The 20,342-nt window shown below is 60.3% G+C and carries 18 protein-coding genes; 7 read left to right on the top strand and 11 right to left on the bottom strand.

Annotation, left to right across the window (positions count from 1 at the left end; translation table 11 throughout):
• The first annotated feature begins 51 nt into the window (after positions 1-51).
• Positions 52-1,005 carry a hydrogen peroxide-inducible genes activator gene (locus KRX51_RS05155; RefSeq protein ID WP_218361907.1) on the top strand — a complete coding sequence of 318 codons (954 nt, stop codon included), beginning with the start codon at positions 52-54 and terminating at the stop codon, positions 1,003-1,005.
• Here KRX51_RS05155 and KRX51_RS05160 read toward each other — a convergent pair.
• Together KRX51_RS05160 and KRX51_RS05165 are read right to left on the bottom strand one after the other, a co-directional pair.
• Positions 1,002-3,521, bottom strand: coding sequence for an RNA helicase (locus tag KRX51_RS05160; RefSeq protein WP_218362285.1), 2,520 nt, complete (start codon positions 3,519-3,521; stop codon positions 1,002-1,004). The two genes, KRX51_RS05155 and KRX51_RS05160, sit on opposite strands and share 4 nt — an antisense overlap.
• 71 nt (positions 3,522-3,592) lie before the next feature.
• Positions 3,593-4,825, bottom strand: coding sequence for a PAC2 family protein (locus tag KRX51_RS05165; RefSeq protein WP_218361908.1), 1,233 nt, complete (start codon positions 4,823-4,825; stop codon positions 3,593-3,595).
• A 226-nt stretch (positions 4,826-5,051) separates the two neighbouring features.
• Here KRX51_RS05165 and KRX51_RS05170 point away from each other — a divergent pair, with 226 nt between their 5' ends.
• A complete protein-coding gene (locus KRX51_RS05170) occupies positions 5,052-6,149 on the top strand; it encodes a DUF4192 family protein (protein WP_218361910.1) in 1,098 nt (365 codons plus the stop codon).
• Positions 6,150-6,183: 34 nt separating this feature from the next.
• On the opposite strand, the gene galE is transcribed toward KRX51_RS05170, so the two are convergent.
• The 6 genes from galE to KRX51_RS05200 form a co-directional block, all read right to left on the bottom strand.
• Positions 6,184-7,167, bottom strand: coding sequence for a UDP-glucose 4-epimerase GalE (gene galE / locus KRX51_RS05175; RefSeq protein WP_218361911.1), 984 nt, complete (start codon positions 7,165-7,167; stop codon positions 6,184-6,186).
• Complete coding sequence (locus tag KRX51_RS05180; protein WP_218361913.1) at positions 7,164-7,844, bottom strand: metal-dependent transcriptional regulator; 681 nt, start codon at positions 7,842-7,844, stop codon at positions 7,164-7,166. The genes galE and KRX51_RS05180 overlap by 4 nt, the downstream gene beginning before the upstream one ends.
• Positions 7,845-8,098: 254 nt before the next feature.
• Positions 8,099-9,088 carry a sigma-70 family RNA polymerase sigma factor gene (locus KRX51_RS05185; protein WP_218361915.1) on the bottom strand — a complete coding sequence of 330 codons (990 nt, stop codon included), beginning with the start codon at positions 9,086-9,088 and terminating at the stop codon, positions 8,099-8,101.
• 130 nt (positions 9,089-9,218) lie between these two features.
• Positions 9,219-9,653, bottom strand: a complete 435-nt coding sequence (gene dtd, locus KRX51_RS05190) for a D-aminoacyl-tRNA deacylase (RefSeq protein WP_218361916.1) — start codon at positions 9,651-9,653, stop codon at positions 9,219-9,221.
• Positions 9,650-11,224, bottom strand: coding sequence for a methyltransferase (locus tag KRX51_RS05195; protein ID WP_218361918.1), 1,575 nt, complete (start codon positions 11,222-11,224; stop codon positions 9,650-9,652). The genes dtd and KRX51_RS05195 overlap by 4 nt, the downstream gene beginning before the upstream one ends.
• Positions 11,193-11,690 (bottom strand): DUF3099 domain-containing protein, encoded by a 498-nt coding sequence (locus KRX51_RS05200; protein WP_255549379.1) that lies wholly within the window; start codon positions 11,688-11,690, stop codon positions 11,193-11,195. Before KRX51_RS05200 ends, KRX51_RS05195 begins: the two co-directional genes overlap by 32 nt.
• Positions 11,691-11,809: 119 nt before the next feature.
• Between KRX51_RS05200 and KRX51_RS05205 the strand changes: the two genes are divergently transcribed.
• From KRX51_RS05205 to KRX51_RS05215, 3 genes are all read left to right on the top strand, one after another.
• Positions 11,810-12,058 carry a DUF3039 domain-containing protein gene (locus KRX51_RS05205; RefSeq protein WP_218361919.1) on the top strand — a complete coding sequence of 83 codons (249 nt, stop codon included), beginning with the start codon at positions 11,810-11,812 and terminating at the stop codon, positions 12,056-12,058.
• Between the two features lie 2 nt (positions 12,059-12,060).
• Positions 12,061-13,821 carry a DEAD/DEAH box helicase gene (locus KRX51_RS05210; protein ID WP_218361920.1) on the top strand — a complete coding sequence of 587 codons (1,761 nt, stop codon included), beginning with the start codon at positions 12,061-12,063 and terminating at the stop codon, positions 13,819-13,821.
• Between the two features lie 214 nt (positions 13,822-14,035).
• Positions 14,036-15,613, top strand: a complete 1,578-nt coding sequence (locus KRX51_RS05215; RefSeq protein ID WP_218361921.1) for a DASS family sodium-coupled anion symporter — start codon at positions 14,036-14,038, stop codon at positions 15,611-15,613.
• Positions 15,614-15,710: 97 nt separating this feature from the next.
• Here the strand turns inward: KRX51_RS05215 and KRX51_RS05220 are convergent, their stop codons facing one another.
• On the bottom strand, positions 15,711-17,273 hold the full coding sequence (locus KRX51_RS05220) for an RNA polymerase sigma factor (RefSeq protein WP_370625025.1): 1,563 nt from the start codon (positions 17,271-17,273) through the stop codon (positions 15,711-15,713).
• A gap of 302 nt (positions 17,274-17,575) precedes the next feature.
• Positions 17,576-18,331, bottom strand: coding sequence for a polyphosphate--glucose phosphotransferase (ppgK, locus tag KRX51_RS05225; protein WP_218361922.1), 756 nt, complete (start codon positions 18,329-18,331; stop codon positions 17,576-17,578).
• Positions 18,332-18,365: 34 nt separating this feature from the next.
• Between ppgK and KRX51_RS05230 the strand changes: the two genes are divergently transcribed.
• Positions 18,366-19,259 (top strand): inositol monophosphatase family protein, encoded by an 894-nt coding sequence (locus KRX51_RS05230; RefSeq protein ID WP_218361923.1) that lies wholly within the window; start codon positions 18,366-18,368, stop codon positions 19,257-19,259.
• On the opposite strand, the gene cei is transcribed toward KRX51_RS05230, so the two are convergent.
• A complete protein-coding gene (gene cei / locus KRX51_RS05235; protein WP_218361924.1) occupies positions 19,242-19,835 on the bottom strand; it encodes an envelope integrity protein Cei in 594 nt (197 codons plus the stop codon). The genes KRX51_RS05230 and cei overlap by 18 nt on opposite strands.
• A 203-nt stretch (positions 19,836-20,038) precedes the next feature.
• On the opposite strand from cei, the gene KRX51_RS05240 reads away from it, so the two are divergent.
• Complete coding sequence (locus KRX51_RS05240) at positions 20,039-20,332, top strand: DUF4193 family protein (protein WP_218361925.1); 294 nt, start codon at positions 20,039-20,041, stop codon at positions 20,330-20,332.
• The last annotated feature ends 10 nt before the right edge of the window (positions 20,333-20,342 follow it).

The raw sequence follows: 20,342 nt of genomic DNA on the forward strand, positions 1-20,342 counted from the left end.
CATAAGCCCGTCAAGAGGAATCACTGAAGAATTTACGGTATGGTGATAGGTATGCGTAATCGAGAGTACCGGCCGACCCTGCCGCAGCTGCGCGCGTTTGTAGCTATTGCTGATACCGGCCATTTCGGTCAGGCAGCTCGCAAGCTCGGCATCTCGCAGCCTTCTTTGTCCCAAGCATTAGCCACCCTTGAGCAGGGTCTTGACGTCCAACTCGTCGAGCGATCAACCCGCCGGGTGCTTGTCACCCCGCTCGGGCGCGGCCTGTTGCCGCTGGCTAGGGATGTCTCTGAGCTTGTCGACGAGGTCGTGGAACGTGCTGCTGGCCGGTCTGCGAGTCTGTCTGGGCCGCTGTCCATAGGCTTTATTCCCACTATCGCGCCCTATGTGCTCCCGAATTTTTTGCGGATTGTGCGCGAGGAATTGCCCGACCTAGAGCCGCGTATCCACGAAGAGCCCACCGCCCACCTCATGGAGGCACTGCGCTCCGGCTCTATCGATCTGGCGATTATGGCGCTGCCAACTGGGGTGTCCATCTTCCAAGAAACCCCGCTCTATGAGGAAGAATTCCACCTGGTCACGGGAGAGAACCACCCTTTGGCCGGCCGCGACGACATCTCACTAGACGCTCTGAACGACCTGGATTTATTGCTGCTTGACGACGGGCACTGCATGCGCGACCAGGTCCTCGACCTGTGCCGCAGCGTCAATATGCAGCAAAAGGAAGATGTTGCCCCGGAAACCCGCGCCGCATCCTTGTCGACTGTGGTCCAGTGCGTTGCCGGCGGCCTGGGCGAAACGCTCATTCCCGCATCAGCCCTACCTGTTGAGGCAACCCGGCCCAATCTGGCAACAGCACGTTTTGCCGGCCCGAACCGCCCCGGCCGCACCGTCGGTATGGTGCACCGGGCCAGCTCTGTGCGCGGTGAGGAATATATCCGAATCGGAGACCTGGTTACCCGCGCCTATAAAGCCACCGGCGCGGTCGATTCCCGGATCGCGGACTAGCCAGCCTGCACCTCAAGGCTGCGTAGTTGTACCTCGCCGGCCTCATCTGAGGCAGCGAGGTCAACCTCGCCGATAAGCTGCCATCCCTTATCACCATTGGGGTCGTGCAGGATCTGCCGCACGCGCCACACGCCATCGGCGGTGGCGTCTTCGATGTGGAACATCTCTGGGCCACGGGCATCAGCGTCGATAAGCACTTCGTCGTACTCGTCGTAGTAGTCGTCCATCAATGCCGGCCAATCCGGGGCATTATCCAGATACGCATCAAGCTCGGCCAAGGCATCCTCACGCTCGAAGGCGAAGAGCTGCACGTGGCGGAAGAAGTAATTACGCACCATGCGGGTAAATGCGCGCCGATTACCCGTCAGCGGACGGGAACCATCATCGCCATAAGCAACCTCACGCAGCGTCTGCTCATCAACAGGCGCGTCCGGATCGGCCATCCGCGCCCATTCATCAACCAGTGACGAGTCCACCTGTTGGACAGTCTCGCCGAGCCACTCGATGATGTCGGACAGCTCATCGGTGGTGTGCTCTGGGGGCAATGTGTGCCGCAACGTGCGCCACGCATCGGTGAGGTAGCGCAGCACCACGCCTTCGGCCCGGGCCAACCCGTACTCAGCAATCACATCTGAGAACGTCATCGCCTTTTCCACCATGTCGCGGACCACGGACTTCGGTGAAATATCGAACTCCCGCACCCACGGGTGTCCCTTGGCGTAGGTCTGATAAGCCGCTTCGAGTTCCTCGGCCAACGGCTGCGGATAGGTGATGTCCTCGATAAGCGCCATCCGCTCGGTGTACTCCACGCCGTCGGCTTTCAGTGCGGCGATTTCTGCACCACGAGCAGCGCGCTGCTGGGCCGCCAGTAGGGGACGTGGGTCATCAAGAATCGACTCGAAAACACTCAGCACATCCAGTGCGTAGGTCTCCGACTCCTTATCCAGCAGATCCAACGCGGCAATGGCCAACGGCGCCAATGGCTGGTCCAAAGCAAAGTCGCGCTGCAGCTCAATGGTAAGTCGCGGCTGCGGGCCGAACTTGGTTTCCGTCAGACCCACAATATCGGCGGACTCCAGCCCCCGATAGAGCTCAATAGCCTTCAAAATAGCCTGGTTCTGCTGGTGCCGGGTGTCATGATTATCGCGCAGCAGATGGCGCATATGGGCAAACGTATCGCCGCCGCGACCAATAACGTTGAGCACCATGGCGTTGGACACCTGGAACCTACTTGTCAGTGATTCCGGCTCCTGGTCAATGAGGCGCTCATAGGTCTTTTGGGACCAGGTGACCTCACCCTTAGGTGCTGATTTTTTGCGCAGTTTCTTCAACTTCGCCTCGTCTTGACCAGCACGCTTGCGGAGTTTGACGTTCTCAATCTCGTAGTCCGGGGCCTGTACGACCACAGTGCCTTCGGTGTCATACCCGGCCCGTCCCGCACGCCCGGCGATCTGGTGGAACTCCCGGGAACTCAAGGTGCGCTGCTTGATGCCGTCGTACTTGACCAGCCCGGTCATCAGCACAGTACGGATTGGCACATTGATACCCACCCCGAGGGTGTCGGTACCGCAGATGACTTTAAGCAAACCTGTTTGGCTCAGCCGCTCCACAAGACGCCGGTACTTCGGGAGCATCCCGGCGTGGTGCACCCCAATCCCGCGACGCAATAATTTCGAGAGGTCCCTACCAAAAGCGGTGGTGAATCTAAACCCACCGATCTCATCGCGGATGCGTTGCTTTTCCTCATCATTAACAAGCTTCATCCCCGTCAACGCCTGGGCCCGCTCAGCAGCCTCCCGCTGGGAAAAGTGCACCACGTACACCGGGGCCTTGTTATCGGCAAGCAACTGCTCAATGGTCTCGTGCACCGGTGTGAATACGTAGGAAAAATCCAGGGGGACCGGGCGAGTCGACCCGGCGACGAGCTCAACATTGCGGCCCGTGCGGCGCTTGAGGTCCTTCTGGAACATGGAGACATCACCCAAAGTCGCCGACATCAGCAAAAACTGTGCGCCGGTCAATTCCAGAAGCGGTACCTGCCATGCCCAGCCGCGCTGCGGGTCAGCGTAGTAGTGGAACTCATCCATCACGACCTGGTCAATATCGGCCTCGGCTCCTTCGCGCAGCGCAATATTGGCAACGATCTCAGCAGTCGCGCAGATAATCGGCGCCTTGCCATTGACGGTGGCATCACCGGTCATCATGCCGACGTTATCGGCGCCGAAAATCTCACACAGAGCAAAGAACTTCTCGCTCACCAGCGCTTTAATCGGCGCGGTGTAGAAGCTGCGGCCGCCCTGGGCCATGCACAAAAAGTGCGCGGCGATAGCCACCATCGACTTACCCGACCCCGTCGGCGTGGCAAGGATGACGTGGTCACCACCGGCCAGGGCGAGAGTCGCCTCCTCCTGGGCAGGGTAGAGGCTTATCGACCGTGACTGTGTCCACCTGGTGAAACAGTCAACGGCGGCCTCCGACACCATGGAGTCGGGAACCTCGGCAAGGTCAGGCAACATCTGTGAGAGAAGCACAAACCCAGCGTAGCTAAGCCCCGGACATTACTGCCCGGGGCGTGACGGAAAACTAACTAGCGGCGAAACCAAGAACGCAGCTTCTTCGGCAAGCGCCGCACGGCGTGTTCGCCCAGAGCCCTCGCAAAAGATTCGGGCTGCTGCTGGTCCGACGTATCCGCCGCCGCATGGGGTTCCGTGTCCACAGTGCGGTCAGTGCCGTCAATGCTGTCAGCGTCGTCAGTGCTATCAGCGTCGTCGGCTGCTGCGGTTTCCGCAGAATCGGCAATACCGGCGGCATCGTCGGAAAGCTCATTGACCGGATCTGTAGCCGCATCGCGTGGGCTGCCGGCGTTGTCGGTATCCGCGCCGCCTGGACGGGGAGCGGAGGCGTTCTTAGCCAAAAACTCCTCGAACTCCGCGCCCAACTCGTCAGCAGTGGCCATCGACCCATCCGGGCGAATCAGCGGACTGGACTCCAACATCGAGCGTCGACGTTCTTCCTCGTCATGCTGCTGCTCGAGCATATGCACCAGCCGACCGATCTCCTCGGTCTCTTCGACCTGCTCGCCGAGCATCTCTTGGACACGTTCGGACTCACGCTCAATAGCCTCAGTGGGAAGTTCCAGGCCACCGACGTCGGAAAGCACCTGCAGCAATGCAAGCACCGCATTCGGGTACTCCGACTGGGCGATATAGTGCGGCACCTGGGCAGTAAAGCCACTTGTGGTGCCGCCGCGACGGGAAATCTCCAGCTCAAGACGTAAGCTCGCCGCACCCGGAACAGTGACCCGCTGGCCCCAGGACCGGTAGCGCTCCATCACATCGCGGTCGGTGCCGTGGCAGATGATATTCATCGGCCGGGTATGCGGAACCGTCATCGGTGCAGCATAAAGCGCCACAGTGCGCCCAACATTAAACCGCTCGGCTAAATCGGCGACCGCAGAAGAAAACGCATCCCACCGGAAATCCGGCTCCGGGCCCGATAGCAGCAGGAAGGGCTTGCCGGAACCATCGCGCATGACCTCCAGCGACAGGCCCATATCGTCGATACTGGCCACCTCGTCGCCGATCATGGTCACCGCCGGTCGACGGGAGCGGTAGTCAATGAGCTCATCATTGTGGAACGAGACAATTCGACGGTGGTCGAGGTTGCTCAGCAGGTGCTCGGCAGTAGCCCCAACGGCAAGGCCTGCGTCGGCATAGCCCCGCAGGGCCACCACCATCGTCAGGCGACCATCCTGGGCGCGTACGTCGGGAGTGGGAATCTCCAGGTGGTACATGCCATTGTCGCTTTCGTTCGTTGACATTGTGGGGTCGCCTCCTTTCGCGGCCGGAATGTGAGGAACCAGTCTACCTGGCCCGCACTCAGATTTAGTGTCGTGCTAGGCATAACGACGTGGCATACGGAAGTATTCCGCATTCGCACCATCGTATTCGAACAAGTTATCCACTATTGCGGCACAATCCACAAAACCGGGCCCACAGGTGCCTGCGTGCCGACGCCGACGCCACTGAACAAGGCACGGTCACAGCATGCCCGACACAAGCAGCCAGCCACAGCCCTTCGACCTCGACACCATCGCATTCTTTACCAACCTGCCGGGGTACCTCGGCTTTCACCCTTCCAATATCGTCGCCATGCTGATGCGCACCGAAGCGTCAAACCCCACCGGGCCTTATGGCGCCTACCACCCCGAGCAGACCTTCAAAGCAGCCCTTCTCATCCGCAACCTCGATAAACCCGATGAGCTTGCCGACGATATCCGCAATGTCCTCGTCGAAGACACCGATGTGGAGTGGGTGGATTTCTTCTTCATCAGTCCTGAGTGGGCACACCCTGTCACAACAACCCTGGGCGAGGATCTGGCAGCGGTTGTACGCACAGCGGGCGTAAAACTCGGCGTTGTCGCAGGTGTTGCCGCTATTTCACCTGGCACCGAGATCTATACCCCGGATGGTTGCATGGTGGGGTGGGTCGGTGATCCGGCGCAAAGCTGTTCTGCGCTTGCTCTGGCCCAATCCGGCGAGGCCATCGCACCGGACTTCGCCGCACTGGCACAACGCTTCGAGCCGGACCCCTTCGCCCCACAAGAACTCATCCAGGATGTTGTGGCGCAGGTGCAAGCGCAGTGGCAAGAAATACTGCGCACAGAGGTACCGCAGGAAACCTGGCGGCGCCGCCAGCGGTGGTGGCGGCAGTGGAATAACCTCGTCGATGCGATCGACGCAGGTAAGCGGCCGATCTGCGATATCTTGAGCGACCGTGAAGCCATCGAGATCGTCGCCCAATCACTGTGCGACCTCACCATCCGCGATATGACAATGAGTGTTATCAGTGACTACGACAGAGAACCCGTGGTGCGTGCTATCTGGTTGGCCGCAGGACGGTGCCTTGGCGGAGAACTGCGGGCCCACGCCTTGGCCTGCTACGCGCTGGACAGGTATGCGATGGGAAGTTATACCGCAGCCCAATATGCACTCGAAGCGGCAGCCCAAACATTTCCGGGGCACAACCTGAGCTCATTATTGTCCCGGGCCATCAACACTGGGCAAGGGGATATGGCGGTGTCGACCATGCTGTCCACAAGCTATGAGCTGATCAAAGAAATGGCGCCCCACCATTCGCTGTGAACAGTGGGGCGCGCAAAAACGCCAGTGCTACGGCTTACCGCCGTGCGGAATAGGCCTTATCGCCTAGCTGGGAGGTGAACTCCCAGGCATCGGTGACAATGGTCTTCAGATCCGTCAGCTGCGGGTTCCACCCGAGCTCGGCGATAGCCTTCGCGGAAGAAGCAATGAGGGTGGCCGGGTCGCCATCGCGGCGCGGGGCCTTCTCCTCAGGAATCTCGTGTCCGGTGACCTCACGGCACGTATCGATGACTTCGCGAACCGAGTAGCCATCGCCGGAGCCGAGGTTGTAGATGCGGTGCACCCCAGGCTTATTCGACTGCAAGGCCAACAGGTGGGCGTCAGCGAGGTCTTTGACATGGATATAGTCACGCACGCAGGTGCCATCAACGGTGGGCCAGTCATCGCCGAAGACCATGATCTTGTCCCGATGGCCAAGTGCTACCTGCAATACCAGCGGAATGAGGTGGGTTTCGATCTCCCGGTTTTCGCCATAGCCGTGCCAGGCGCCGGCAACATTGAAGTAGCGCAGGCTCGTCGCCGCCAGCCCGTACGCCTCGGCGTAGGAGGTGATTGCGTAGTCAATAGCAAGCTTGGTGGCGCCATAGGGGTTCGTCGGTGCCTTGGGGCTGTCCTCGGTAATCGGTACCTGCTCGGGTTCACCGTAGGTAGCCGCAGTGGAGGAGAACACCAGATTATTGGTGTCAGTAGCCCGCATCGCATCGAGCAACGCAAGCGTGGTGCCGACGTTGCCATGCCAATAAGCGGCAGGGTCCTGGCAGGACTCACCCACCAAAGAGCGGGCGGCGAAATGAGCGACACCGTCGAAATTGCCACCGGCGAGCACCTCATGGGCACAGTCGGCGACGTCGCCCTCAATGAAGGTCACGTCGGGGTGCAAGGCATCCCGATTACCGGTACTGAGGTTGTCGATGACAGTGACGTCGTGGCCACTTTCGGCGAGAACAGCTGCAGTTACACCGCCGACATAACCGGCGGCTCCAGTAACAAGGAGTTTCACTTTCGGGTCACCGTCACAGCGTGGGCAAGTTCTTCCGGGATGTCCAGAGAATGGTCATTATGGGAAACAGTCACACGTCCGGAGTGTACCTCGATCTCGACCTCGGTCCCGGGGAAGACCTTGGCAGCGTAGAGACGGCGCATGTAGGTGTGCTCCATCTGCAAGATCTCATTGATCTGCTCAATGACGACGGTGTACGGGCCGCCCTCCGGGATCTCTGACAGACGAACCGCATCCGCGGTGGGCACCACCGGATCGGCGCCAAGCTTATCCAGGCCCGGGATCGGGTTGCCGAAGGGGGAGTAGTCGTGATTGCTGAGCACAGAAATCAGCCGACGCTCAACCTCTTCACTCATCACGTGCTCCCAGCGGCACGCCTCATCGTGAACCTTGTCCCAGTTCAAGCCGATAATATCGACGAGCAAGCGCTCAGCCAGGCGGTGCTTACGCATAACCGCAGTGGCCAAATCGCGGCCTTGCTCAGACAGCTTCAGGCTGCGATCGGGAGCGACAGCGACCAGACCGTCGCGCTCCATGCGGGCGACAGTTTGGGACACCGTCGGGCCCGACTGCTCGAGGCGCTCAGCAATGCGCGCACGCAGTGGCACGATGCCTTCTTCTTCGAGCTCGTAGATGGTTCGAAGATACATCTCAGTGGTATCTACCAGGTCCCTCACGTCACGTCCTCCGGTCTTATACGGTTCGCAGCTTCCCGTCGGCAGCGACCTCGGGGTGAAGCATGGTGTTGCACGGCCGAACTTCTCAGTTGGTAACGGCAGGCAACGTAGGATTAAAGGATAACTGAAATCAGTGCCTTTAGTGCGGAGCTCAGACACGTTTATATTTCCCGGGTCCAGCCCCTGTAAACAAGGTGTGCGCTGGGGCTTCTTTTCACAGTGCAGAAAAGGTATGCCCAGCACACCACGTCCAGCTACTTAGCGTAGGCGCGCAATTTGTCCGCGCGATCGCCATCTCGCAGCTTCGCCATCACCTCACGCTCTATCTGGCGCACCCGCTCACGGGAAAGCCCAAAGTGGCGGCCAATCTGGTCCAAGGTGCGGGGCAAACCATCATCGAGCCCATAGCGAAGCTTGATGACCTCACGCTCCCGCAGCTCCAGAGTGGACAACACCCGGCGCACATCGTGATGCCGCAAAGCGGCGACCACAGCCTCCTCGGCATCAGTGGCTTCAGAATCCTCAATGAAGTCACCCAGCGGGGCTTCCTCATCGGTACCCACCGGCATATCCAGGCTCACCGGGTCCCGAGACTGGCGGAGCAGCATCTCGATTTTTTCCTCCGGAATGCCGGTCTCGTCAGCTAATTCCTCATTGGTGGCTTCCCGGCCCAGCTGCTGGTACAGCTCACGCTTAATCCGGGAAATCTTATTGACCTGCTCAACTAAGTGAACAGGAAGCCGAATCGTGCGGGACTGATCGGCCATACCGCGGGTAATTGCTTGGCGAATCCACCAGGTTGCGTAGGTAGAGAACTTAAAACCCTTGGTGTAGTCGAATTTCTCCATAGCGCGGATAAGACCCAGGTTGCCTTCCTGGATCAGATCCAATAGCGGCATACCGCGTCCGGTGTAGCGCTTAGCCAGCGACACCACCAACCGCAGGTTGGCTTCGAGCAGATGAGCACGAGCCGCTTTGCCCTCTTTCACCAGCACCTTCATGTCACGCTTTTTAGCGCGGGTGACCTTGACGCCCTCGGCAAGCAGGTGTTCGGCGTACACACCGGCTTCAATCTGCTTAGACAGCTCAACTTCTTCTTCGGCAGAAAGCAGCGCGGTTTTACCGATGCCGTTGAGATAAACGCGGACCAGGTCCTGCGAGGGGTTGTTGTTATTACCCGAGCGTCGGCCTCGATCGACCGTGGTGCCCTTGTCATCTGTGGGTAGGGCATCCGCGTTTGTCATATGCACCGGCCTCCTGGATCGTCGCGATGTTCATAAGGTTTAACGAACGGACTTTAGAGATTGTTCCCCAGCAGTCAGGTACTTATTTTCCACACCGCCCCGCACGCACTATTTAGGCAGGTAAATCGGTCTAACATTCCACAAGAACAGTAAACGGGCCATCATTGACCGACTCGACTTTCATCATCGCCCCGAACTGTCCAGTAGCCACCGATAAACCCCGATCCCGTAAATCGGCCACAATCCGGTCAATAACCTCGGCCGCCTGCGCCCCAGGTGCCGCCGCTGACCACGACGGCCGCCGCCCCTTAGCCGTAGCCCCCAATAAAGTGAACTGCGACACCACCAACACCGGGGCGCCGACATCAGCAGCGCTGACCTCACCATCCAAAATCCGCAACTCGGCGATCTTGCGGGCCATGGTCTGCCAGGCATCCTCGACATCATCGCGGCCCACACCCACCAGAGCCAGCACACCACCGGTCTGGCCGCCATCAATCTCGCCGACGACCTCGTCGCCCACAGTCACCATCGCCCGGGTCACCCGCGTCAACACAGCCTTCATAGCCCCATCCCTTCTTCATCAGCGTCCTCGGTTACAACGAGATCAGTAGGCAGCACAATGCCGTGGCGCACCAGATCCACAATCACCCCGACCGAGCGCTCAGTGCCATCGCCATCACCGAAAGCGCCAAACTCGGCCATTAACTCCACGGTCACCCGCAACGGAATATCCGGGTGGAGAGCACCCAATAGGGCAGTGGTGCCCGGATCGGTATCGTGGCTCCACCGCGGCCCATCAGTGCGACAGACCCGGGCTGTGATCGGCTCAAAGCCCTGGCGGGCCTCAACGTCGGCAAGCTCGACTTTCTCAATAGCGACATCGGGGCGCACCTGGAATGAGGCATCGAGAATATCGTCGGCACTGCGATGGCGAAGCCACTGACTGCGCGCCAAAAACTCCTCAGCCTCCTCAGCAAACGACCCACCCAGGGCCTGCGGCATCACCTCACAGGTGACCTCACTAGGCCCAGTAATGGCATGCAAGGTGATATAGCCAAAGCCGACGCCGGTGACACCATGATCGTGCAGATGCTGCACCCAACGACGCATCCGCTCACGGCCGTGCTCAGTACGCGGGTCAACCGACTCATCACGCAACCAGGTGCCCACATAGGTCATGGCGTCGACATGGTCGCGCTGCACAATCCAGGCCTCCACTCCCTCAGCCGGCAACCATGAGGCAAGCCGGGACTCCCAGGACTCATCATCTGAAGTGACCCAGGCGCCCAGCAGGTGAGCGGTACCGTCCTCGGCGAGGTAGTCGGGGATCTGGCGCAACAACAACTCGGTCGCCCCATCGAGATCCAAACCCGAATCCCGGTAGACATGGCCGACCTCAGGCGGGCCCACCACAAAAGGTGGATTGGCAACAATCCGGTCGAAGGTGCGCCCCGCTACCGGCGCAAACCAGCTACCCGTTAGTACTTCGGCATCGACGCGCCCAGCTGCGTTGAGGCTGGCCCGGGCAAAAGCATTCGCCCGCTCGCTGATATCGGTGACCACAAGGGAGCCCGCCGATAGTTGCCCCAACGCTTGAATGCCGCAGCCGCCGCCCAGATCCAAAACCGATCCCACCGGCGAACACGGGGTGATATCAAGCAACGACCGGGAAGCCCGGCCCACCCCAGGCACATGATCGCGGCCGGGAATATGCGGGCGCATGGACGCATCCCGGTCGGAGAAGGCGAACACGGTGGTCTCGCCTACCGTGATCGGGCGGATATCGATAGTCGCGTACAGCTCACCGGATTCGGTTGCCGCAAGCACATCGCAGTCAACCAGCGCATCAGTAAGTTCGTCGCCAAAGACTTCACGCAACGGCGCTGGCTCACCGACGACCACACCGCGAATCACGCTGCGCAACCCCTCCGACACGGTCGAGCCAGCATCCCCGGCGCGGTCTAAGGCCCACAGCACGCCTGCGGGTTCACCGCGATCCAGAGCGCAGATGCCATCGTCGGAAAGCGCGGCGGATAACCCCTCAGGGCTAAACCCGACATCGTGCAATGCTTGGGCCAGCGTGGCGGCGTGACCGGCGAATTTATTCAGTTTTTCCGTCGTCGGTGGAGTCATCGGTGTCCTCATTCGGGGCATCGTCGGTGGGCATATCAATCACAATCGAGTCATCAGCATCCGCGTCGCCGTCAGCGTCGGAAAGCGGCTGCTCTGCCGCAGGCAACGCCCCCAGCGAACCACCAGCTAGTTGGTTCTGCTGCGCCGCCGCCCACCGCGCGGCCTCAGCACGAGCCGCAGCTGGTTTATACACCCTGGGCGCACGCCGGTCGGCTGGCTCACCAACACCATTGGCAATCACCACGGCAATCCACGGCATCGGCACACTCACAACCGTCAACACCGCAGCCAACCAGGGCAGGTCCCACCACATAATCGCCGCACCAGCTAAAAGCAGCAGCGGAATACGCGATAGCTGCAGCAACGTGTAGGTATGGCGACGTTGATTGTAATTTCGTTGCGGCGAAGTGCGCGCGTCAGTAATGAGCGCCGTGTCCCTCCGATTCTTCCGCCGCAGTCGAGCCATGCCTTTGACGGTACTCGCCGCCGCGACACCGCGAACCATTAGCGGGCTAATGCCAAGCACACCAGCCCAGGGGAGGGGTCGATCTGACTGTGCGCGGCCGATGCGGCACAATCGCATTCGTGACCACCCCGCTGAAAACCACCAAAACCATCGAACGTCCCGACGTTGACACGTCGAACACCACCGACGATGACACCCCAAAGTTCTTCCACTACGTCAAGAAGAACAGCATCGTCGAATCGGCGGTCAGCGGCAGTTATGTAGTAGCCCTGTGCGGTGAGACCTTCCCAGTGAAGAAGTCCGCCAAACCGGGCTCTCCGGTATGCCCGGACTGCGAACGGATCTACCAAAGCCTCCGTCGTAAATAAGCGTGAGCGGACTGCGGCAATGGCAGCACGAAGCCCTCGAGGCTTACCGGGCTGCCCAACCGACTGACTACCTCGCGGTCGCGACCCCAGGGGCCGGCAAAACCACCTTCGCCCTGCGCCTAGCAGCCGAATTGCTTGCCGACCGGCAGGTCGACCGCGTGTTTGTGGTGGTGCCCACTGAGCACCTGAAAAAGCAGTGGTCTCAGGCTGCCGCGCGCGTGGGCATCCAATTAGACCCAGATTTCACCAACTCCCGCGGCGTGCTCAACCCCGCTTTCCACGGCATTGCGGTTACCTATGCCCAGGTCGCGGTGGCGCCCTATAAGCACCAGACTCTCGCGGAGAGCCGCCGCACCTTGGTGATCCTCGATGAGGTGCACCACGGTGGTGACGCCAAAAGCTGGGGTGAGGGCATCGAAATTGCTTATAGCGACGTCACCCGACGGCTGTGCTTGACGGGTACCCCGTTTCGGTCCGACGACGCTGCCATCCCCTTTGTGCGCTATGTCGAAGATGCTGAAGGAAACCGCACCTCCGCCGCCGATTACACCTACGGCTACCGCGAGGCGCTTGCCGACGGCATCGTCCGGCCAGTGGTGTTTTTGGCTTATTCCGGTGAAGCCCGCTGGCGTGACTCCGCCGGCGAGGAATTCGCCGCCCGGATCGGTGATATCGCCACCCCGGAACAAACCACCCGGGCCTGGCGGACCGCCTTGGACCCGAAAGGCGACTGGATTCCCTCGGTGTTGCGTGCGGCCCACACCCGTCTGCAACAGACTCGGCGGGATGTGCCCGATGCTGGCGGCCTTGTGATCGCTACCGACGCGGCCTCGGCACGCGCCTATAAGCGCATTCTGGAGTCCCTGTCGTCGACACCGGTGGCGCTAGTGCTGTCCGACGAGGAGGGCAGCTCCCAACGCATCGCTGATTTCAGTGCCTCTACCGATGAATGGATGGTGGCGGTGCGGATGGTCTCCGAGGGGGTGGACGTGCCGCGGCTTGCCGTTGGCGTCTACGCCACTAGTGCTTCGACACCATTGTTTTTCGCGCAGGCGGTTGGTCGTTTCGTGCGTTCGCGGCGCCCCGGGGAGACCGCTTCGGTATTCCTGCCCTCAGTTCCGGTGCTGCTGGATCTTGCCAGTGAGATGGAAGCCCAACGCACGCATGTGCTTGGCAAACCCGACCGGCCCAATGAAGGCTGGGATGACGATCTGGTCGCAGAGGCCAATCGGCAACGCGATGAACCCGATGAACTGCCGCCCTATGAGTCTCTCGGGGCCGACGCTGAGCTGGATTACCTCATCTATGACGGGTCGTCCTATGGCACGGCGACGCTGGCTGGGTCAGCGGAGGAAGCCGATTACTTGGGCCTGCCGGGTCTGCTCAACGCGGATCAGATGAAGGTCTTGTTGCAAAAGCGGCAGGAGCAGCAGCTCAATGCCCGCGAAGAAGCATCTGCGCAGCCACGGGTGGGGCGCACCTCAGGCGATACCGACAGTGCTGCTCCAGTGGTGCCGCCGCCGGTGGGAACGAGGTTTAGTCAACCCAGTCAGGGCGGGTCATCGACGTTCGGTGCGATGAGTGAGGAAATGCCGCGGCTGCGCAAAGAGCTCAACACGCTTGTGGCAATGACTGCTGCACGCACTGGGCGGCCACATGGCCAGATCCATAATGAGGTGCGCCAACGCTGCGGTGGGCCGCCGACCGCGCTGTGTTCGGTGGACCAACTCCGGCAACGGATCAGCTTTTTGCGCAAGGGCTAGGCGGCGGTCAAAACCGCTGAGCTTTTTAGGGCATCGGTAACACTTTTCCCTTTGGAAAATGCGATAATTGGTGAGGTATGCGTTAGACGCGGCATAGCGAGACACCCACAGGATGACGCTATGTCGATGTAATAAAATGTAATCAGTCAACTGGAGCGTACGGCGCCCTAGTTGCCTCCAGCCCATAACATCATCTGGACGGGGTACTCAAGCTATGTCAGTACAGACTTCCTCCCGGAACGGCCAGCACTTATCTGAGGGCCAGAAGGATCGAGGTCGCGCCCCGCGCGCACTCTTCCGCGAACGCAGTGGTCTTATCATCGGCGTCGTTTTGGCGTTTGTCGTCTATTACGTCATGCCGAGCGACTTGTCGTATCAACTGCGCGCCACCGCCGCTGCAACAGTGTTGATCGCCGTCTGGTGGATGTCGGAAGCCATCCCGATCGCCGCCACCGCCCTGGTACCCCTGGTCCTTTTCCCAGCTCTTGGCCTATCCGATATCGGGGATTTCTCGGGTTCGTACACCAACCCGACGATCTTCTTGTTCATGGGCGGCTTCATGCTGGCGCTGGCTATGCAGCGATGGAACCTGCATAAGCGCATCGCACTGTGGGTACTGAGCTTCATGGCAAGCTCCTCGCAGATGCTCATCTTGGGCTTCATGCTCGCCACCGGCTTTTTGTCGATGTGGGTATCGAATACTGCCACCGCCGTGATGATGCTGCCCATCGGTGTCTCCGTGCTCGCTAAGGTCGTCGATATTGTGCGCGAAGGCAAGAAGCATGACAGCTCCTCCACGACGGATAGTGCCGCCCAGGACATCGCCGAAGACGCCGAAGAGGACAGCGCCCCGAACTCCAATTTCGGTATCGCCCTGATGCTGGGTATCGCTTATTCGGCCTCCATCGGTTCGCTGGGCACCATCATTGGTACCCCGCCCAATGCGATGCTTGTCGCCTATATGTCAGAAAACCACGACCTGGAAATCGGGTTCGGGCGCTGGATGCTCGTGGGTGTTCCGGTGGCTATGGTGCTGATGCTGGTGGCGTGGGTGCTGCTGACCTTCGTGTTCTACAAGCCCGAGATCAACAAGATGCCGGGCGGTCGAGAAATGATGAAGGCGCAGCTGAAAGACCTCGGCCCGATGTCCACTGGTGAAAAGCGCGTGCTGATCGCCTTCATCGCCGCAGCCCTGGCCTGGGTCTTTGTTCCGGTGCTGTGGAAGGAAACCTTATTCTCCGACGCGGTCATCGCCATGACCGTCGGTATTGCACTGTTTATTATTCCTGGCGGCCGCAGCGGCGTGAAGCTGCTGACCTGGCGCAATATGAACGAACTGCCGTGGGGTGTGCTGCTGCTCTTCGGTGGCGGCCTGGCGCTTTCCACCCAGTTCACCAAGTCTGGCCTATCGGAGTGGATCGGTGAGCAGATGGAGGGCCTCGGCGGCCTGCCGGTGCTGTTCATCATCGGCGGTATGGTGCTGGTGGTTCTTCTGCTGACCGAGTTCACCTCCAATACCGCTACTGCCGCGACCTTCCTGCCTATCGTCGGCGGTATCGCCCTCACCCTCGGGGTGGACCCGATGGTCTTCTGCGTGCCCGTCGCCTTGGCTGCTACCTCCGCCTTCGTGATGCCGGTTGCTACCCCGCCGAACGCTATTGCCTACGGCTCGGGCTACGTGACCATGCAGAGCATGATCAAGGTGGGTATGTGGCTCAACCTCATCGCGATGGTTCTTATCTCCATCACCTCGGTGACTCTGCTGGGTTGGGTTTTCAACCTGGTCTACTAAGACCTGCACACCAACAAAAAACCGAGCCTGTGCCCCGCATTTGCGGGCAAGCACAGGCTCGGTTTTCGTATGCCGGATAGGCAAGCAGGAAGCGTGTCTACTCCAAGTAGTCGCGCAGCACCTGAGAACGCGAGGGGTGACGCAGCTTCGACATCGTCTTCGACTCGATCTGGCGGATACGTTCGCGGGTAACGCCGTAGACCTGTCCGATCTCATCCAGCGTGCGGGGCATGCCGTCGGTAAGGCCGAAGCGAAGCTCCACAACGCCAGCCTCACGCGGAGACAGTGTTTTGAGCACATCCTGCAGCTGGTCCTGCAGCAAGGTGAAGGACACCGCATCGACGGCGATCACAGCCTCGGAGTCCTCGATGAAGTCACCAAGCTGCGAGTCGCCCTCATCGCCGATGGTCTGATCCAACGAGATCGGCTCACGGGCGTACTGCTGGATCTCGAGGACCTTCTCCTCGGTGATATCCATCTCGCGGGCCAGCTCGAACGGAGTGGGCTCGCGGCCCAGATCCTGCAGCAGCTCACGCTGAATACGGCCCAGCTTATTGATGACCTCCACCATATGCACCGGGATACGAATGGTGCGGGCCTGGTCGGCCATAGCGCGGGTGATCGCCTGACGAATCCACCAGGTGGCGTAGGTCGAGAACTTATAGCCCTTGGTGTAGTCGAACTTCTCGACTGCGCGAATCAGACCAAGGTTGCCTTCCTGAATGAGGTCAAGGAAAGCCATGCCGCGGCCGGTATAACGCTTCGCCAAGGACACCACCAGGCGCAGGTTAGCTTCCAGCAGGTGGTTTTTCGCGCGCTGGCCATCACGAGAAATCTCTCGCAGGTCACGGCGCTGGGCGTGGGGGAGACGCTCGCCGGCCTTTTTCGCCTCATCGATCTTGTACTGGGCGTACAGGCCAGACTCGATGCGCTTGGCCAGAGAAACTTCTTCCTCAGCGGTCAGCAGGGCAACCTTGCCGATCTGTTTGAGGTAGGCCCGGACCGAGTCGGCAGAAGCAGTAAGCTCGGCGTCCTTACGGGCCTGGCGCAGCGCTGCTGACTCGTCCTCGTTCCAGACTTCGTCGACGCTGTCGGCATCAGCGGCGTCATCGTCGGAATCGTCGTCGGCATCCTCGTCGCTGTCTTCGTCGTCAAGTTCTGGGACCAAGGCAGTGGCGATATCGATGTCGACGTCATCATCATCGTCGAGCTCGTCGTTATCCTCAGCTTCGGCATTCTTCGCCTTCGCAGAGGTCGCCTGCACTGACTCCGCGTTATCAGCCTTCTTGGCTGCGCGTTTACGAGTCGTTTTCTTCGCAGCCGTCTTCTTCGCAGCTGTTTTCTTCGCCGCGCGTTTGCGAGTGGTTTTCTTCGCAGTTTTCTTCGCGGTCTTCTTCGGCGTCGATGTTGACTCGGCTGCCTCGGCACCGGCTTCAGCGGTTTCGGAGGTGGCCGCAGCGGTGGTTTTCTTCGCCGCAGTGCGCTTACGAGTGGTCTTTTTCGCTGCGGTTTTCTTCGCGGCGGTCTTGCGGGTAGTCCTTTTGGCTGCAGTCTTCTTCGCAGCTGTCTTCCGCGTCGTTTTCTGCGCCGACGCGGCAGCGTCGCCCTGAGAATCGGAGCCTTCGGACGCCGTCGGCTGATCATTTTCGTTGACTGCCACGAATGCCCTTTCACAATAAGATGTCGTGTGTACGGCCGCGCCCACCATAGTCGGGGCACGAACCCTCACCTGACAGTGCATGCCAGGTGCGACCGCCCCGTGGTGCAATGCCACAAGCACGGCCGTATATTGCCGATAAATAGCGCCACGGCGGCCGACGAAAGGTATCGCCGAAACGTGTCGGTGCTAGGTCCACAACAGTGGAAGAGCCAGCCGACCGTGAATCAACTCACCATTGTAACGAACCAACCGCCGCAGGCGGTTATCCGGTAGCGGCGCCGCGCGCGTCGAGGCAACCAGAATCAGGGGCGCAGACCCTGCTGAACCGCCATTGCCGCACCGACAATACCGGCCTGATTCTGCAGCTTAGCGGGCACAACTGGGGTGCGAGTCTCCAGCAATGGGACCCACTTTTCGTGCTTCCGGCTAATACCGCCGCCCACGATAAATAGAGTCGGCCACAGCAGGTCCTCATAGGTGTTAAGCACCTTCGAGACCTTCTTGGTCCACTTCTTATACGACATTTCCTTGCGCTCGCGCACTGCCGCGGAGGCGATATGCTCGGCTTCCTTACCGTCGACCTCCAGGTGGCCGAACTCGGTATTGGGGAACAGCTTGCCGTCGTGCAGTAGTGCCGAGCCGATACCGGTGCCGAAGGTCAAAAGCACCACCGAGCCTTTTTTGGCTCGCTCATCACCGTAGGCAGCCTCAGCCATACCGGCCGCATCAGCGTCGTTAAGCACGTGCACATCGCGGCCAGGCAGGTGCCGGGCGAAAAGCTCCGCGCAATCAAGGTTGACCCAGCTTTTATCGATATTGGCGGCCAACAGTGCGGTCTGATTACGCACCACCGAGGGCAACGTCACCCCGATGGGCCCCTCCCAGCCGGCGATCTCGACGATTTCGGCGATGGTGGCAGCCACAGCATCAGGGGTGGCTGGCTGTGGGGTCTTGATTTTGATGCGGTCCCCAACGAGGGTGCCGTTATCTAAATCGACCACACCGCCTTTAATGCCCGAGCCGCCGACGTCAATGCCGAATCCATGGTTGTCACTCATGGCGTCAATTGTACGGCCGGGGCACAATAGCGCCATGGCGGAACACACATCAGATTGCCCTGTTGAGCCCTCCTTTACGGAATTGCGGGAGCTTGCGCGCACTATTGCCGCCGCAGCCGCAGATCTGGTGCGGCGGCGCCGGGCTGAACTTATTGCCGGCTCCGGCGCAGGGCTTGTCGACGGCACGGAGACGAAGTCCAGTTCGGTCGACCCGGTCACGGTCGTCGATAAGGAATCTGAGCAGCATATTCGTGACCTCATCGCCGCCTTGCGCCCAGCTGACGCGGTGTTTGGTGAGGAACAGGGTGGACAGGCCCGCCCTGGGGGAGATGATCAGCAGGTGCGGTGGGTGGTTGACCCCATTGATGGCACCGTGAATTTCCTCTACGGGCTACCAGCGTTTTCTGTGTCCATTGCGGCAACAATTGGTGGCACAGCTGTGGCCGGGGCGGTCGCCGATATTGCCCACCAGCGTGTGTTCCATGCCGCCCGCGGCGCCGGTGCGGCAGTCACGCTTGCCGACGGGCGAACCGTATCGCTGCAGGCCAACCAACCTGCCGACTTGAGCCAGGCATTATTGGGCACCGGGTTTAGTTATGACGCGCATAATCGCGCCCAACAGGGACGGTGGATTGCTGAGCTATTGCCGCAGGTCCGCGATATTCGTCGGATGGGCTCGGCTGCGTTGGATCTGTGTTTTCTTGCCGACGGTGGCCTCGACGTTTTCTATGAACACGCCCTGAATGAATGGGACTACGCCGCCGGGGCTGTGATTGCCGAAGAAGCCGGGGTTCAGGTGTGCCTGCCGGATGGGGAGGGCGCCCCGCTGTTGGCAGCAGCCCCGTCGGTGGCTGAAGAGTTTTTCGCCGCTGTGCGCGAGGTCGGCGCGGACCGGCCGATTGGTGAGGGGCTAGCAGACCTCGTGTGAGCCGCTGTCGATATCCACAGTGGCGGGATCGGCGCCGTTATTGAGCTCATTGAGGGCGTTGGTCACCGAGGGGGCATCCTCGATTCCCGTATAGCCGCGCCCCAGGGCCATGTCGACGGTGCCGTCGGTGCGGCCATCGTCGATAAGTTCAAAACACGGCACCAAAACGTGCAGAGTATGTGCCTTGGCAATCGAGTCTGGCCCGAAGCGCAGTTGGCCGTGACAGTTGAGGTCCTGCTCGGTAATCACCGGGTCATTGCCGGCCGCCCCTTCGGGATGTTGCATAAAACCCAGGGTGGATAATTTATCCGCGACCCGGGTGGCGTCACCGGCTTCACCATTGGCGTTGAGGACGCGAACCGGGATCTCATTGGGGCGGGCTACTGGTTCACCGAAAAGCTCAGTCGATGGCACCGTGCGCCCGACCTCAGCGCGACCACAGGCCACCGGGGCTGGGTCTGAGGTGCGGGTGGCCACTAAGACCCACGCGGCGAGCATGGCGGCAATAAGGACACCGAGAAGTATGTAATAGGGCAGCGGGTTATATCCCGGTACGCCTCTGGAGACCCGCTTCATCGGTGCCCTTTCGGTCGTGGTGGCAATGGTCGTGACCGTTTCAGCATAGTGACTTTGCTTCCAGACCTGGCTGTAGACAGCTCGTCGACCCCAAAAGAGGGCCTTTGAGCAGCAAATATGACAAGCTTTCCGCGGTGACATAGTATCCGCGCAGACGCAACAACAGCGCCAAAGGTTGGACCCCTGTGGAGGAGGGCTTGCAGATGGCAGTCGATTACGATTCCCCGCGCACGCAGAGCGAAGAAATGGAGACTGACTCGCTGGAAAAGCTTCAGGCTGCAGCTGCTGAAGCAGAGGTCGCCGATGATGACGATGGAGAAATCGTCGAACCCTTCGAGCCGAAGGAAGTAGACCTATCGGGTGAGGAACTGGAGATCTCCGTCGTGCCGCGGCGCGATGACGAGTTCACCTGCGGTTCCTGTTTCCTAGTGCAGCACGTCTCCATGATTGCGAAAGAACCCGAAGACGACCTCCCGTACTGTCGCGACTGCGTGTAGCAGCCCACCG

Origin of the sequence: Corynebacterium sp. TAE3-ERU12 (assembly GCF_019209905.1) — a bacterium.
Taxonomy (GTDB): domain Bacteria; phylum Actinomycetota; class Actinomycetes; order Mycobacteriales; family Mycobacteriaceae; genus Corynebacterium.

Excerpts from the sequence above, each read along its gene's own strand:
- KRX51_RS05230 (WP_218361923.1), top strand. The coding sequence starts at position 18,366 with ATGGCGGAACACACATCAGATTGCCCTGTTGAGCCCTCCTTTACGGAA.
- cei (WP_218361924.1), bottom strand. The coding sequence starts at position 19,835 with ATGAAGCGGGTCTCCAGAGGCGTACCGGGATATAACCCGCTGCCCTAT.
- KRX51_RS05160 (WP_218362285.1), bottom strand. The coding sequence starts at position 3,521 with ATGTTGCCTGACCTTGCCGAGGTTCCCGACTCCATGGTGTCGGAGGCC.
- KRX51_RS05215 (WP_218361921.1), top strand. The coding sequence starts at position 14,036 with ATGTCAGTACAGACTTCCTCCCGGAACGGCCAGCACTTATCTGAGGGC.
- KRX51_RS05240 (WP_218361925.1), top strand. The coding sequence starts at position 20,039 with ATGGCAGTCGATTACGATTCCCCGCGCACGCAGAGCGAAGAAATGGAG.
- ppgK (WP_218361922.1), bottom strand. The coding sequence starts at position 18,331 with ATGAGTGACAACCATGGATTCGGCATTGACGTCGGCGGCTCGGGCATT.
- KRX51_RS05185 (WP_218361915.1), bottom strand. The coding sequence starts at position 9,088 with ATGACAAACGCGGATGCCCTACCCACAGATGACAAGGGCACCACGGTC.
- KRX51_RS05170 (WP_218361910.1), top strand. The coding sequence starts at position 5,052 with ATGCCCGACACAAGCAGCCAGCCACAGCCCTTCGACCTCGACACCATC.
- KRX51_RS05165 (WP_218361908.1), bottom strand. The coding sequence starts at position 4,825 with ATGTCAACGAACGAAAGCGACAATGGCATGTACCACCTGGAGATTCCC.
- KRX51_RS05155 (WP_218361907.1), top strand. The coding sequence starts at position 52 with ATGCGTAATCGAGAGTACCGGCCGACCCTGCCGCAGCTGCGCGCGTTT.
- dtd (WP_218361916.1), bottom strand. The coding sequence starts at position 9,653 with ATGAAGGCTGTGTTGACGCGGGTGACCCGGGCGATGGTGACTGTGGGC.
- KRX51_RS05195 (WP_218361918.1), bottom strand. The coding sequence starts at position 11,224 with ATGACTCCACCGACGACGGAAAAACTGAATAAATTCGCCGGTCACGCC.
- KRX51_RS05200 (WP_255549379.1), bottom strand. The coding sequence starts at position 11,690 with ATGGCTCGACTGCGGCGGAAGAATCGGAGGGACACGGCGCTCATTACT.